This is a genomic window from Lysinibacillus sp. BNK-21 (assembly GCF_048684915.1).
GTDB classification, from domain to species: Bacteria; Bacillota; Bacilli; order Bacillales_A; family Planococcaceae; genus Lysinibacillus; species Lysinibacillus capsici.
Map to the genome: position 1 here is coordinate 1588116 of NZ_JBLQTS010000001.1, position 14530 is coordinate 1602645.

The following is a 14530-nucleotide window of genomic DNA, read 5'->3' on the forward strand; positions in this document are numbered from 1 at the left end:
ACAGATTTTGACTTTGCACATATGAAAGTCAAAATCTGTCTAAATGCCTGTCTACGTTTAATGTTTTTAGCGCTGCATCAGGTACAATGACGCCTAGGCTTAATTGATGGGAGGAATAAAAGATGTCGGTTCAAAATATTACAATGCCACAGCTCGGCGAAAGTGTAACAGAAGGTACAATTGAAAAATGGCTTGTAAAGCCTGGAGATACAGTTAAAAAGTATGATCCATTAGCAGAGGTTGTTACAGATAAAGTAAATGCTGAAATCCCGTCATCATTTGAAGGGGTTATCACGGAGCTACTTGCGCAAGAAGGTCAGACATTACCAGTTGGAGCAGTCGTTTGCTCGATTGAAATAGCGGGAGAAGGTGAATTACCAGCACCGCCACCTGAAAAAAAATCAACGGTAAGTACGGCTATTTTAAATGCAGGTGTTCAAAAGAAACAGGAGGCACCACAGCAGGTAGCAGCTCCAGTATCTGCACCAAAAGAGGCACGTACGGGTAAAGTACGTTATTCACCAGCTGTTCTTCGACTTGCACAGGAGCATGATATAGCTTTAGACCTTGTAACAGGTACTGGCGAGGGTGGTCGTATTACACGAAAAGACCTGTTAAAGCTCATTGAAACAGGTAATATCCCAACGGCAAATGATGTAGCACAAGCAGCTCCAACCGTTCAAACGACATCAGCACCTACAGCAGCTTCTGCACCACAGCAACAAGTGGAAAAAGCAGCTGCACCTGTACAACCTATTCATCCAGGAGATATCGAAATTCCAGTGACGAAGATCCGTCGTGCCATTGCGAATAATATGGTGAAAAGTGTACATGAAGCGCCGCATGCTTGGATGATGATGGAAGTGGATGTAACAGATTTAGTGACTTATCGTGATAGCTTAAAGAATGAATTTAAGCAAAAAGAAGGCTTTAATCTTACATATTTCGCCTTCTTTGTAAAAGCGGTTGCTCAAGCTTTAAAGGAATTCCCAATGCTGAATTCGATGTGGGCGGAAGATAAAATCATTCAAAAACATGACATCAATATTTCGATTGCAGTAGCAACGGATGATGCCTTATTTGTACCTGTTATAAAACACGCAGATGAAAAATCCATTAAAGGAATTGCGAAAGAAATCAATGAACTGGCTATCAAAGTTCGTACAGGAAAATTAGCAATGGATGACATTACTGGTGGTACATTTACAGTGAATAATACAGGTGCATTTGGCTCTGTTCAATCAATGGGCATCATCAATTACCCACAAGCAGCGATCCTGCAAGTGGAAAGTATTGTAAAAAAACCTGTTGTTTTACCAGGTGGAATGTTTGCTGCACGTGATATTGTGAATTTATGTTTATCATTAGATCATCGTGTGCTTGATGGACTTGTCTGTGGTAAATTCCTAAATAGAGTAAAAGAAATACTCGAAAATACAAATAAATCTTCAACGTCAGTCTACTGATGACTTGTCGGAAACCTGCTGTATAAGGGTTTCCGATTTTTTTTATGCTTTTCGAGTCGCAATTTGTCATGTAGAATAACAAATAGAAACTACTAAGGGGGGAAGCTGATTAAGCGTCCGCATGTCAAACAACATGAAAAATATTGAATTTGAAATACCAGCCTATTCAGACTGGCAAGATGCAGCAATCAAAGCTTTAAAAGGGAAACCATTTGAGTCACTATTCACAAAAACAAATGAAGGTGTTACACTACAGCCGCTTTACACGCAAGAAAGTTTAGTAGCTAAGCTTGGAGAAGAGCTTGATTTACAAGTTGCCACAATCCGTTCCCTACAAAATGATCAAGTATTTCAGGTGGCACAACAAATTCACGCTGATTCAAGCGAAGCTTTTTTTGCACAGCTTGAGGATAGTCTAGCTCGAGGCAATGAAGTTATTACAATTGATAGCCGAGTGAGCTTTGCTTGGACAGAAGAAGTATTGGTCAAATTAGCATCATATTTCTCAGAATATTCGTTTAAAATTACTATTGAAAATTCAAAAGACCCATTATTAGCAGTATTCGACAACATTCCAGTAGATCAACAAGAAGCCATTAAAGGTTACATTATTTCAAAAGACCCTATCACTTTGACTGCATTTCCGAACGTGCGCTCAGTCAGTGCAGACACAACGGTTTATCATAATGAAGGTGCTAACGCTGTACAAGAATTAGCCTATGCACTTGCATTAGCAGCCAAATTTGCAGAACAAGAAGAAAGCTTTGAAGCGTTCTCGAAGAAATTCTTTGTATCATTTGCCATTGATACACAATTCTTTACGGAGATTGCAAAGCTACGTGCTTTTAAAGTACTTTGGAAAGCGTTCTCATCCGCTTATGGCGTAACAGATCATATCAAAATCCCTACTGTTGCTGAAACATCATTAAGAAGCTTTTCTAAATTAGATGTGTATGTAAATTTATTACGCTCTTCAAATGAAGCGCTTTCTGGTTTAATCGGTGGTGCTGATCTCTTTACGGTTCATCCACATGACGTGTTAACAAAGCCTACGGATCAATCCATTCGTATCGCTCGTAATGTATCATTAATTTTAAGAGAAGAAACAAATGTCTTAAAAGTAAAAGATCCAGCAGGGGGCTCTTACTTTATCGAGTCGTTAACAGCAGATTTTGTGAAAGAAGCATGGGCACTATTTTTAGACATCCAGGCAGCTGGCGGTATCGATGAATATACAGCCTCTGGCAAGCTTGCAGAAGAAGTGGAAGCATCCTATCAAAAACGCATCAAAGCTGCCCAAACACGTAAGCAATCATTAATTGGAACGAATATTTATGCTAATCCAGCTGATATTCTTGAACAGGATACAAATCCATTATTTGCTGATATTAAGCGTATCGCTGCTCCATTTGAGGACTTACGTGCAGACATGACAGCAGGAGATGTAAAAACAGGTATTTTAGCATTAGGATCATTAAAAAGCTCTAAACCACGCGCAGATTTTGTAGCGGGCTTCTTAAACACAGTGGGTCTTGTACCAGAAAAAAGTGAGCCAGTGACAACTGTAGAAGAGGCAGTAGCTTGGCTGAAGGCGACAGAGGCTAAGTATGTAGTGATTGCAGGCAATGATGATGATACAAAAGCATTTGTATCAGCCATTTTAGCTGAAAAACCAGCGAATGTGCTTGTAGATGTAGCGGGCAAATTTAAAGACGAAGAAGAAGCATGGTTAGCAAATGGCTTAAACGGCTTTATTTTCGCAGGACAAAACATCATTGAAAAATTACAGTCCGTGTTTGCGAGCATGAAGGAGGTCCAACGATGAGCAAGCCAAATTTTAATGCAATAGAAATAGAAAAGGTTTTAACAGCTGAAGCACCTCAAGCGTCTGAAGATAAGTTCATGACAAATGAGGGGATTGAAATTAAAGATATTTACACAAAAGAAGATATTAAAGAGGCTAAACATCTAAATGATGTGGCAGGGATTGCACCCAACACACGTGGACCATACCCTACTATGTATGTAGCACGTCCATGGACGGTTCGGCAATACGCTGGTTTCTCAACTGCTGAAGAATCCAATGCCTTTTACAAACGAAATTTGGCCATGGGACAAAAAGGTCTTTCTGTCGCGTTTGATTTAGCAACACACCGAGGCTATGACTCTGATCATCCACGTGTAACAGGGGACGTAGGAAAAGCTGGGGTTGCGATTGACTCAGTTGAGGATATGAAAATCCTTTTCGATCAAATCCCGTTAGACCAAATGTCAGTTTCAATGACAATGAATGGTGCCGTATTACCCGTCCTTGCATTCTATATTGTAGCAGCAGAAGAACAAGGGGTAACGCCAGATCAATTAGCAGGTACTATTCAAAATGATATTTTAAAAGAATACATGGTGCGTAATACATATATTTACCCACCAGCTATGTCAATGAAAATCATTGCAGATATTTTTGAATATACAGCGAAGTATATGCCAAAATTTAACTCTATTTCAATTTCTGGTTACCATATTCAAGAAGCAGGCGCAACAAATGACATTGAGCTTGCCTATACATTAGCAGATGGCTTGGAGTATGTTCGAACAGGATTAAAAGCAGGTATTGATATTGATGCATTTGCACCTCGCTTATCGTTCTTCTGGGCAATTGGTATGAACTATTACATGGAAGTTGCTAAAATGCGTGCAGCACGTCGTATTTGGGCACAAATGATGTCTACGTTTAACCCGAAAAATCCAAAGACATTAGCATTACGTACGCACTCCCAAACATCTGGCTGGTCATTAACTGAGCAAGATCCATTTAACAATGTTGCACGTACTTTAATCGAAGCAAATGCCTCTTCGATGGGACATACGCAATCCCTTCATACAAATGCATTAGATGAAGCGATTGCACTTCCAACAGATTTCTCAGCACGTATCGCGCGTAATACACAGTTATTTTTACAAGAGGAAACAGCGATGACAAAAGTCATTGATCCTTGGGGTGGTTCGTACTACGTAGAGAAATTAACAGAAGAAATTACAAAATCTGCTTGGGTGTTAATCGAAGAGATAGAAGCGCTTGGTGGTATGGCTAAAGCGATTGAAACGGGACTTCCAAAAATGAAGGTTGAGGAAGCAGCAGCAAAACGTCAAGCTAAAATTGATTCTAAAACAGAAACGATTGTTGGCGTGAATAAGTATCGCTTAGCAAAAGAAGAGCCAATTGATATTTTAGATATCGATAATACCATTGTTCGTCAAAAACAAATTGAACGTTTAGAAGCGATGAAGGCAGCTCGTGATGAAGCGGAAGTTCAAAAACATTTAGCTCGCTTAACGAAGGCGGCTCAAGATGGAGAAGAAAACCTGCTAGCGGTAGCAGTGGATGCAGCGCGCGCTCGTGCTTCTTTAGGTGAAATATCTGATGCAATTGAAGCAGTTTCTGGTCGTCATAAAGCGGTCATTCGTTCGATCTCTGGTGTTTACTCTGCAAACTTCTCTGATGAGGAGCAAATTGCGGAAGTGAAACAAATGACAGAAGAATTCCTTGAAAATGAAGGTCGTCGTCCGCGTATTTTAGTTGCTAAAATGGGACAAGATGGACATGACCGTGGTGCAAAGGTTGTCGCAACTGGTTATGCAGATTTAGGCTTTGACGTAGATATTTCTCCATTATTTATGACGCCTGCTGAGGCTGCTCAAATGGCTGTTGAAAATGATGTTCATGTTATTGGTGTGTCTTCACTAGCAGCAGGACATAAAACATTAGTGCCTGAATTGATAGCTGAGCTTGAAAAACTAGGTCGTGAAGATATTATCATTATTGTGGGTGGTGTTATACCAGCACAAGATTATGATTTCCTTTATAATGCCGGTGCAGTAGCCATTTTCGGACCAGGTACAGTGATTCCTGTATCCGCACAAAAAATTATTGAAGAAATCTACAAACGTTTAGGCTATGAGGAAGTGTCTGAATAATGGACAAAAATAAAGGAATGGAAGAAAGTGCGCTATTTGTCATGGACGGAGTAGAGGCGACTCACGACGGGATGCAATATGGTACACCCAAAAAGTTCCGAAAGAAAAAGGCAGACACTCTAAATGTAGGAGAGCTTGCACAACAAGTACGTGCGGGCTCTCGCACACATTTATCAAAAGCCATTACCCTCATTGAAAGTTCAAACGCTACCCATAAAGTACAGGCACAAGAACTATTGCAGGAGCTTCTTCCACATACAGGCAATAGTATCCGAATTGGCATAACAGGTGTGCCTGGGGCAGGAAAAAGCTCATTCATAGAGGCTTTCGGTACTATGCTTTGTGATATGGGGAAACGAGTTGCTGTTCTTGCCATTGATCCAAGTTCTTCTCTATCGGGAGGAAGTATACTTGGCGATAAAACGCGTATGGAAGAGCTCGTTAAGAAGCCTAGTGCATTTGTGCGTCCATCGCCATCGGCAGGTACCCTAGGGGGTGTTCACAAAAAGACACGAGAAACCATGTTAGTTTGTGAGGCAGCAGGCTATGATGTGATTTTAATTGAAACAGTTGGTGTTGGACAAAGTGAAACCTATGTCCGTGGCATGGTTGACTTCTTCCTGCTTCTAGTTTTAACAGGAGCGGGGGATGAATTGCAGGGCATGAAAAAAGGCATTATGGAATTAGCAGATGCAATTGTCGTGCATAAGGCGGATGGTGATAATGTACGTCTAGCTAAAAAAACGGTTGCAGAGTACAAACAAATTTTGCACTTTTTACAGCCTGCTACACCTGGTTGGATGTCAACTGCCATGCCTGTTAGTTCACTAGAAAATCGAGGACTTGATAAGGTTTGGGAAACAATTGGGGAATTCAAGCAAATCGTAGAAGCAAATCACTATTGGGCTACCCGACGCCAGCAACAAACAAAAGAGTGGTTCCAATCGATGATTACCGATCATTTAATAGATCTCTTTTATGGAAACCCGCAACGTAAAGCACAAGTACAACAGCTTGAACGTCAAATTTTAAGTGGACAGTTGACAGTTACACAAGGTGTGGATCGTTTATTTAGCGAGGAGCAGGAAGACAAGTAAACGAGTCTTATTGAAATCGTAGTAATTTCAACTGAAATGTGTTGAGCAAGTAGGTGCACAAATTGCTTGCAAACTGCTATGATAAGAGATGGATAAGCGTCAAAAATCTACTATCTGAAATATAACTAAATTGGCGCGAACTTGAAAGGAGCTATCGCTATATGAATATGGATTACGATTTATTTATGCAGGAAATTTTAAAAACAGCACGTGCTGAAATTGAGGCAGCTGGTTATGAACAATTAACAACACCAGAAGCTGTAGAAGAGGCGTTTGCTCGTCCAGGTACAACATTAGTAATGGTGAACTCAGTGTGTGGTTGTGCGGGTGGTATCGCTCGTCCAGCAGCAGCACAATGCGTTCATTATGATAAACGTCCAGACCATTTAGTAACAGTGTTTGCAGGGCAAGATAAAGAAGCAACTGCAGCAGCGCGTTACCATTTTGGAGAAGATCATCTACCTTCATCACCATCATTCGTTTTATTAAAAGACGGACAAGTTGTCGCAGAAGTGGGACGCTATGAAATTGAAGGGCATGACCCAATGTCAGTTGTGACAAATTTACAAGCAAACTTTGAAGAATATTGTGACGAACTTTAAGTCTATTCTTGCATAAGAAAAATCATTTTCAATCAAGTAGAAAAGCCTCATAGATTATGCTATCTATGTAGGCTTCCTACTGATCCTCATGTATAGGTAGTTTCATTATTGTTAAAATTTTTGTAATATTGGCTAAATAATTAACTGAATGAGTGAAGAGTACTAAAGGATGGGAGGCAGTCGGCCTGAAGAAGTTTTCAATCGGCTATCGAACTTTAAAAACAGCAATTGGTGCGGCCATCGCTATTGCCATTGCACAGTATTTTGATTTAGCCTCATATGCATCTGCTGGTATTCTAACGATATTATGTGTGCAACCAACAAAAAAGAAATCCATTTATGCAGCCTATACACGATTGGTTGCAAGTATTGTAGCAATGCTTTTTGCCTTTGTAAGCTTTGAGTTATTTGCTTATCATCCACTTACACTAGCAGGCATGCTTATACTCTTTATTCCTACTATTGTATCTTTAAAGGTTGCGGATGGATTTATCTCCAGTGTCGTGATTATTATGCATATTTACGCTGCTGAAGGTTATTCATTAACACTTGTTTATAATGAATTAGCGTTGATGGCTATCGGTTATGGAACAGGGATTGCCATTAATATGTATATGCCAGACATTCAAAAGGAATTAAATTACTACAGAGTCAAAATAGAGGAGCTATATAGTAAGATTTTTTTAGAAATTGCCAGCTATTTACGGCAAGGAGATACGTTGTGGAACGGCCAAGAAATTATCGATGCAATCAAAGCACTAGAAGAGGCAAAATCATTAGCGTTTAAAGATGTTCAAAACCATTTTACAAGACGTAAAAATGATTACTATGTATATTTCGATATGCGAGAGCAGCAGCTAGAAATTATCGAAAGAGTGCTACCCAAAGTGACGACATTACCTGTTATAGTACAAGAGGCTGAAATTGTGGCAGATTTTTTACAAGACCTAGGTGAGCATGTTCATTCGGGGAATACGGCTAGTCAGTATCGCGAAAAACTCGAACATGTTAAGCGCGATTTTTCTCAGCTTCCTTTACCACAAAGCCACGAGCAATTTATCGCTCAGGCAGCCCTCTATCAGTTTATAGAGGAAATGGACAGGTATTTAGAAATAAAGCAGTCATTTAAAGGGTTAAAGGCTAAAAAAGAGCGCCCACAGTAGTGTGGACGCCTCGTGCTTTGCCTTAAATTATCATAGATAATCCGAATGCTAGAGATGAGATTAGCATAATTGCGATCATACTATAAATAACGACTTTTTGAAATTTTTTATTACTCATATGCTCGTTCGCTCCTTCTTTTCTTATAAATAGTTTAGCAAATCTGAAAAATTTCTCAAGTAGTAGAGTTTTGACAAAAAAGTCTGTAAAATAGAGTATGTACCATAACAGAAGGAGATGTCACCATGGAGAAAGTAGACCATATTGGGATTGCAGTGCGCGATCTTGATGAACGCATTACATATTATACAGAAACTTTGGGCTTAAAGTTGATGAAAGTGGAAGAAGTAGAGTCTCAACAGGTTCGTGTGGCATTTATCGATGCAGGGAATGTGAAAATCGAGCTATTAGAACCAATGAGTGATAAAAGTGCCATCCATGGTTTTATTGAAAAACGTGGAGAAGGAATTCATCATGTTGCGTTTGGTGTGACGGGAATTCGTGAACGAATGGCAGAGCTTCGTGAAAAAGGTGTACGTCTCTTATCCGAAGAGCCAGGGCCAGGTGCTGGAGGGGCAGAGGTTGCGTTTATGCATCCTAAATCCTCATTTGGGGTGTTATATGAATTATGTGATAAAAGTGGAAAAGGGGATAAGTGATTAGTATGGATATGTTCGACAAAATCAATGACTTGTATGACCGTAAAACGGTAATTGAACTTGGTGGTGGCTATGATCGCATCGATAAGCAGCATGAGAAGGGGAAACTTACTGCTCGTGAGCGTATAGACTTGTTGCTAGACGAAGGTACATTTTTCGAAATCAACCCATTTATTACACATCGTACAGTAGACTTCGGCATGGAAAAAATGGAGGGACCTGGTGATGGTGTCGTAACTGGATTCGGTAAAATTAACGGACGTCCAGTATACTTATTCTCTCAAGATTTCACAGTGTTTGGTGGGGCGCTTGGTGAAATGCATGCGAAAAAAATGGCAACAGTGATGGATCTAGCTGCTAAAAATGGTACACCATTTATCGGCATCAATGACTCAGGCGGTGCACGTATTCAAGAGGGTGTTCTTTCATTAGATGGCTATGGTCATATCTTCTACCGAAATGCCATTTATTCTGGTGTGATTCCACAAATCTCTGTGATTATGGGACCTTGTGCTGGTGGAGCTGTTTATTCTCCAGCTATTACTGACTTTATTCTAATGGTGGATAAGACATCTCAAATGTTCATTACAGGACCTAAAGTAATCGAAACGGTAACAGGAGAGAAAATTTCTGCTGAAGATTTAGGTGGTTCGAAAGTAAATAATGCGGTCAGTGGGAATGCTCATTTCCGTGCTCCTTCTGAAGAGGCAGCGATTGATGAAATTAAAAAACTATTAAGCTACTTACCACAAAACAATAAAGAAAAGGCACCTCGTCAAGCTAGACCTGAAGGGGATGACTACCGTCCAGAAATCGTAGATACAGTACCAATCGAAACAACACGTCCATATGATGTACGTAAAGTTGTTGAGCAAGTAGTGGATGAAGGTTCGTTCATGGAAGTACATGCAGAGTTTGCTAAAAACGTAGTTGTCGGTTTTGCACGTATTGCTGGCGAATCAGTTGGACTTGTTTGTAACCAACCAAAAGTTCTTGCTGGTGGCTTAGATATCGATTCTTCTGATAAAGCTGCTCGTTTCATTCGTACTTGTGATGCATACAATATCCCAATCATCACATTTGAAGACGTTTCTGGCTTCTTCCCAGGTGTTAAACAAGAACATGGTGGTATTATTCGTCATGGTGCGAAAATTCTTTATGCTTACTCAGAAGCGACTGTTCCAAAAATTACAGTGATTTTACGTAAAGCTTATGGAGGCGCTTACGTTGCGTTAAACTCTAAATCAATTGGTGCTGACCTTGTATTTGCATGGCCAAATGCTGAAATTGCTGTTATGGGTGCTGCTGGCGCAGCTAACATCATTTTTGCCCGTGAAATTGCAAAATCAGATGACCCAGAAGCAACTCGTGCAGCAAAAATCGAAGAATATAAAGAGAAATTTGCTAACCCATATGTTGCAGCATCTCGCGGTATGGTAGACGACGTAATCGATCCACGAGATACACGTATCAAGCTGATTCAAGGACTTGATATGCTGTCAAACAAACATGAAACACGTCCAGAGAAAAAGCACGGTAATATTCCTCTATAATAGTCATACAAGCCTAGCAGCTCAAAAGTTGCTAGGTTTTTCATTGCCAAAAAGTGAAACATTTTTGTTTGTCATCCGTACTGATAGATATGAGGAGTTGAGATGAATGGAATGGCAGCAATTACAAACAGAGCAAGAAAAGATTCATGCACAACTTAGAAAAGCATCTAGATTAAACGAACAAAATCAGTTAATTGATGGGCAAATTAAACATACACAACAGGAAATAGACACTCATACAGCAGCACTCCACCAAATTCGATCCAAACTTGATAAATTGGATGGTTTCTCGTTTATGAATATGATTCGTACATGGACAGGGCAACAAGATGAACTGAGGGCAGAAAAAATTGATAAGGCGGCAGTACTTGAATTAAAGCTGAATGAAGCAAAGAAAATGCAAAATGATTTAGCAGAGGACAACGTGCAAGTGATGAATCAGCTTGCCCAGATTGATGAAAATGCGCTACAGCAATCACTTCAACAGGTCTACCTTAAAAAGAAGAAGTATTTACAGATTCATGATGCTGCCCAAGCAGAAAGGCTAGAGCATTTAGCACATGAGGAAATGCTAACAAAGCAGCTCATTAGAGAAATTAAAGAGGCGGAGGAAGCGGGAGAAGTAGCTCTTACAAGGCTAGGGCAAGCAGCAGCTTCATTACATTCGGCCAATGGGTATTCCACATGGGATACATTTTTTGGCGGTGGGCTGATTGCTACGCACTTAAAGCATGATGCACTCGATCAGTCTGAAAACTATTTACATAGTGCTCAAATTGCGTTACAAAGGTTTCATAATGAATTATTAGATGTTCATGAAATGTCTACGAAATCGCTGCATATTGAAACAGATGGGTTTGTTAAGTTTGCTGATTACTTTTTTGATGATATTTTTTCAGCATGGTCTGTTCATTCTAAAATCTCGACAGCAAGGGAACAGGTCTCGCGTGTTCAAGATGATGTACATAATACGATTTGGCGCTTACAGGATAAACATAATAAAGCTGTCAACTACTTACAATCATTAGAAAAAGAAAAAGAGCTTATTTTCAATGACTAGGGAAAGTCTGAGATTTTTCTCAGACTTTTTATTTTGGTAGTATTGTTCAATGATTTCAACTCTTCTGACGTTGTGCTAAAATGATACATATACTATAACGTGGAAATACACGTAAACTAAGGGAGTTTTACAACATGACAAGTCGTTTAGTAGAAGAGTTTTTTGAGCTCGTACAAATTGATTCGGAAACAAAACATGAACAACTAATAGCACCAATTCTTGTAGATAAGTTAACTGCACTTGGATTTTCAGTGATTCAAGACGATGCACATACGCGTAATGGACATGGGGCAGGTAATATTATTGCCACATTAAAAGGCACATTGGATGTAGAGCCAATCTATTTCACTTCTCATATGGATACTGTCGTTCCAGGAAAAGGCATCAAACCGTCTTTGCGTGAGGATGGCTATATCGTATCAGATGGTACGACGATTTTAGGTGCCGATGATAAAGCAGGACTAGCTGCTCTATTTGAGATGGTCAAACGTTTGAAAGAGCAAAATATTGCACATGGCGATATTGAATTTATTATTACGGCTGGTGAAGAAAGTGGCCTTGTTGGCGCTAAAGAGTTAGATCCAGCTAACATTAAAGCAAAATATGGATTTGCGGTTGATAGCGATGGCAAAGTTGGTGGTATCGTGACAGCAGCACCATTCCAAGCGAAAATTTTCACAAAGATTATTGGAAAAACGGCACATGCAGGGGTTGCTCCTGAAAAGGGCATTTCTGCCATAACAGTCGCATCAAAATGCATTGCTCAAATGAAACTAGGTCGTTTAGATGAAGAAACGACAGCGAATATTGGGCGTTTTGAAGGTGGACAAGCGACGAATATTGTTTGTGACGAAGTGACAATCCTTGCAGAAGCACGCTCTATAGACAAAGCTAAATTGGATGTGCAAACAAAGCATATGCAAGATACGTTTGAACAAGTAGCTGCTTCTTTAGGCGCACGTGCAGAGGTAGAAGTGAAGCTAATGTATCCAGGCTTCCGTGTAACGGAATCGGATAAAGTAGTTCAGGTAGCTATGGCTGCTGCACGCAATATTGATCGTACACCGACACTAGGCATTTCTGGTGGAGGCTCAGATGCAAACGTCATCGCAGGCTTTGGTATTCCTACAGTTAATTTATCTGTTGGATACGAGGATATCCATACAACAAATGAAAAAATACCAGTAGAAGAACTTGAAAAATTAGCAGATTTACTAGTAGAAATCGTCAAAGAATCGGCGAAAAACTAACAGTCGAATAAGGATGTGACCCTATGGAAAGTGTCAAAGCAGTCGTTTTTGCTTGTGGGACAGAGGAGTATGCTGTGCCTGTGGAGCAAGCGATTTCAATTGAAAAATTAGAGCAAGTAACACCTATTCCTCATTTACCTAACTATCTTCTAGGCTTTACAAGAATTCGCGGTGAGCTTGTACCTGTTCTTGATTTTGAACGCATACTGTACAATCGTTCATCGAATACAGCAACTGCTCGTATCATTGTGTTGAATACAGATGTTGTTAATTATGGATTACTTGTTACAGAAGCACGTGAAATTCTTGATTTCGATGAATCAGTACTTCAGCAATTGGGTCTAGTCAATTATAGTAAAACACGCTATTTTACTGCGGTAGCTAATCTTGAAAATCGAATGATAACATATGTTGATCCAAAAATACTGGTTAATTCATTAGAGGGCATTCGAGAAATTATCGATTATTTACACAAAATGCTTGAAAATGAAAAGGAAAACGTAGAGGCTTAAGTACTCTACGTTTTTTTATGTTTGAATAGTAAATTTAACCTGTATTTTGTCGTTTTTACCTGATCATACATGTGACAATTATGCATTATACCTACAGACAAACAATTACTAACCGCGTATGATAATGATTAAGAAAAAACTGAAAAAGGCAAACTTCACCGAAAGGGAGGGACGCAAAGCCATGAGTCTAAACACTATAATTTCAGTGCAAGATTGTCAGGTTGCCAGGTTCTGTTCTAGGAGCCGTGGCGAGTAGAATGGAGTTAGTTCGTATGAAGAGACAATTAAAAGTATGGACCGCACTAATCGTCATCATGATTAGTTCATTAGCTTTATCAAGTGGAAAGGTTGATGCAATGTCTATACAGGAAAAGGCTACATGGCTGTGGGATACATCCCTCATCATTGATGACCAAGAAAAAATATTATTATTTTTAGAACATAACGATGTCAATAAAGTTTATCTGCAAATCGATCAAGGCATAGCGAGCAATGACTATAAGCATTTTATTAGTAACGCTTCTCACAGAGGTATTCGCATTTATGCATTGGATGGTGCTGCAAGCTGGGTTTCAGCTGAGGGTAGTCGAAGCCAAGACGAATTGTTTAATTGGTTACATACATATAATGAGAATTCAACTGAATCTGAGCAATTTTCTGGGGTTCACCTTGATGTAGAACCTTATTTAAATAGTGGATGGAGTTTACATCAAGCACAAACGATAGAATCCTATCAAACACTAATAATGAAAGCAAATGAGAAAGCAAGTCAGTTACAACTTACTTTAGAAGTAGATATGCCATTTTGGTTTGATGAAGTTCAGTATAATAATGAATTTGGAAAAGGGTTATTAGCTGATTGGGTCATTGACCATGTGGATAGTGTGACGATCATGGCCTATCGTGATGCTGCAAAAGATATTATCTCTATTGTAGAACATGAAATCGCTTATGCTTCCACTGTGAATAAATCAATTGTAATTGGTGTAGAAACAGGCGCTTCAGAGGAAGGGGAAAATATTACTTTTTATGATAATGGAGAAGCCTTTATGAATGAACAGCTTATACTTGTTCAGCAACATTTTTCAAATAACGATGCTTTTCATGGAGTAGCCATTCATTATGTGGAGAATTGGATGACCATGCGTCCATAAAAAAAGCCCTTCCAGTGTTAAACTGGAAGGGCTTTTCTATT

Annotated in this window: 13 protein-coding genes and 1 riboswitch; of the genes, 12 read left to right on the plus strand and 1 reads right to left on the minus strand. The window is 39.5% G+C overall.

Translation table 11 applies throughout. The features are described 5' to 3' along the window. Positions 1-122 precede the first annotated feature (122 nt). The 6 genes from ACMGGO_RS08050 to ACMGGO_RS08075 all read left to right on the plus strand — a co-directional run bounded on the left by ACMGGO_RS08050 (position 123) and on the right by ACMGGO_RS08075 (position 8303). Positions 123-1466, plus strand: coding sequence for a dihydrolipoamide acetyltransferase family protein (locus tag ACMGGO_RS08050; RefSeq protein ID WP_048392306.1), 1344 nt, complete (start codon positions 123-125; stop codon positions 1464-1466). 121 nt (positions 1467-1587) lie between these two features. After that, positions 1588-3291 carry a methylmalonyl-CoA mutase family protein gene (locus ACMGGO_RS08055; RefSeq protein WP_420281772.1) on the plus strand — a complete coding sequence of 568 codons (1704 nt, stop codon included), beginning with the start codon at positions 1588-1590 and terminating at the stop codon, positions 3289-3291. Further along, complete coding sequence (gene scpA, locus ACMGGO_RS08060) at positions 3288-5441, plus strand: methylmalonyl-CoA mutase (RefSeq protein ID WP_048392308.1); 2154 nt, start codon at positions 3288-3290, stop codon at positions 5439-5441. Before ACMGGO_RS08055 ends, scpA begins: the two co-directional genes overlap by 4 nt. After that, entirely contained in the window at positions 5441-6538 is a 1098-nt protein-coding gene (meaB, locus tag ACMGGO_RS08065) for a methylmalonyl Co-A mutase-associated GTPase MeaB (protein WP_048392309.1), read from the plus strand. The genes scpA and meaB overlap by 1 nt, the downstream gene beginning before the upstream one ends. 161 nt (positions 6539-6699) lie before the next feature. Continuing rightward, positions 6700-7140, plus strand: coding sequence for a BrxA/BrxB family bacilliredoxin (locus ACMGGO_RS08070; RefSeq protein ID WP_004231203.1), 441 nt, complete (start codon positions 6700-6702; stop codon positions 7138-7140). Between the two features lie 152 nt (positions 7141-7292). Beyond that, complete coding sequence (locus tag ACMGGO_RS08075; protein ID WP_081010952.1) at positions 7293-8303, plus strand: aromatic acid exporter family protein; 1011 nt, start codon at positions 7293-7295, stop codon at positions 8301-8303. 22 nt (positions 8304-8325) lie between these two features. Here ACMGGO_RS08075 and prli42 read toward each other — a convergent pair whose 3' ends face one another. Beyond that, entirely contained in the window at positions 8326-8421 is a 96-nt protein-coding gene (gene prli42, locus ACMGGO_RS08080) for a stressosome-associated protein Prli42 (RefSeq protein ID WP_009370219.1), read from the minus strand. 125 nt (positions 8422-8546) lie between these two features. Here prli42 and mce point away from each other — a divergent pair, with 125 nt between their 5' ends. From mce to ACMGGO_RS08110, 6 genes are all read left to right on the plus strand, one after another. Next, positions 8547-8960: a methylmalonyl-CoA epimerase gene (gene mce, locus ACMGGO_RS08085; RefSeq protein WP_004231207.1), complete on the plus strand. Its 414-nt coding sequence runs from the start codon at positions 8547-8549 to the stop codon at positions 8958-8960. 5 nt (positions 8961-8965) lie between these two features. Continuing rightward, the gene (locus ACMGGO_RS08090) at positions 8966-10513 is read left to right on the plus strand and encodes an acyl-CoA carboxylase subunit beta (RefSeq protein ID WP_009370220.1); all 1548 of its coding nucleotides are present in this window, start codon (positions 8966-8968) and stop codon (positions 10511-10513) included. Positions 10514-10619: 106 nt separating this feature from the next. Beyond that, on the plus strand, positions 10620-11573 hold the full coding sequence (locus ACMGGO_RS08095; protein ID WP_066036220.1) for a hypothetical protein: 954 nt from the start codon (positions 10620-10622) through the stop codon (positions 11571-11573). Between the two features lie 134 nt (positions 11574-11707). Continuing rightward, entirely contained in the window at positions 11708-12823 is a 1116-nt protein-coding gene (locus tag ACMGGO_RS08100) for a M20/M25/M40 family metallo-hydrolase (RefSeq protein WP_420281773.1), read from the plus strand. A 23-nt stretch (positions 12824-12846) separates the two neighbouring features. Then, a complete protein-coding gene (locus ACMGGO_RS08105; protein ID WP_004231214.1) occupies positions 12847-13335 on the plus strand; it encodes a chemotaxis protein CheW in 489 nt (162 codons plus the stop codon). A 137-nt stretch (positions 13336-13472) separates the two neighbouring features. Beyond that, a riboswitch (cyclic di-GMP riboswitch) is annotated at positions 13473-13564 on the plus strand. Positions 13565-13607: 43 nt separating this feature from the next. Continuing rightward, complete coding sequence (locus tag ACMGGO_RS08110; protein WP_328012600.1) at positions 13608-14489, plus strand: amidase; 882 nt, start codon at positions 13608-13610, stop codon at positions 14487-14489. Positions 14490-14530 lie beyond the last annotated feature (41 nt).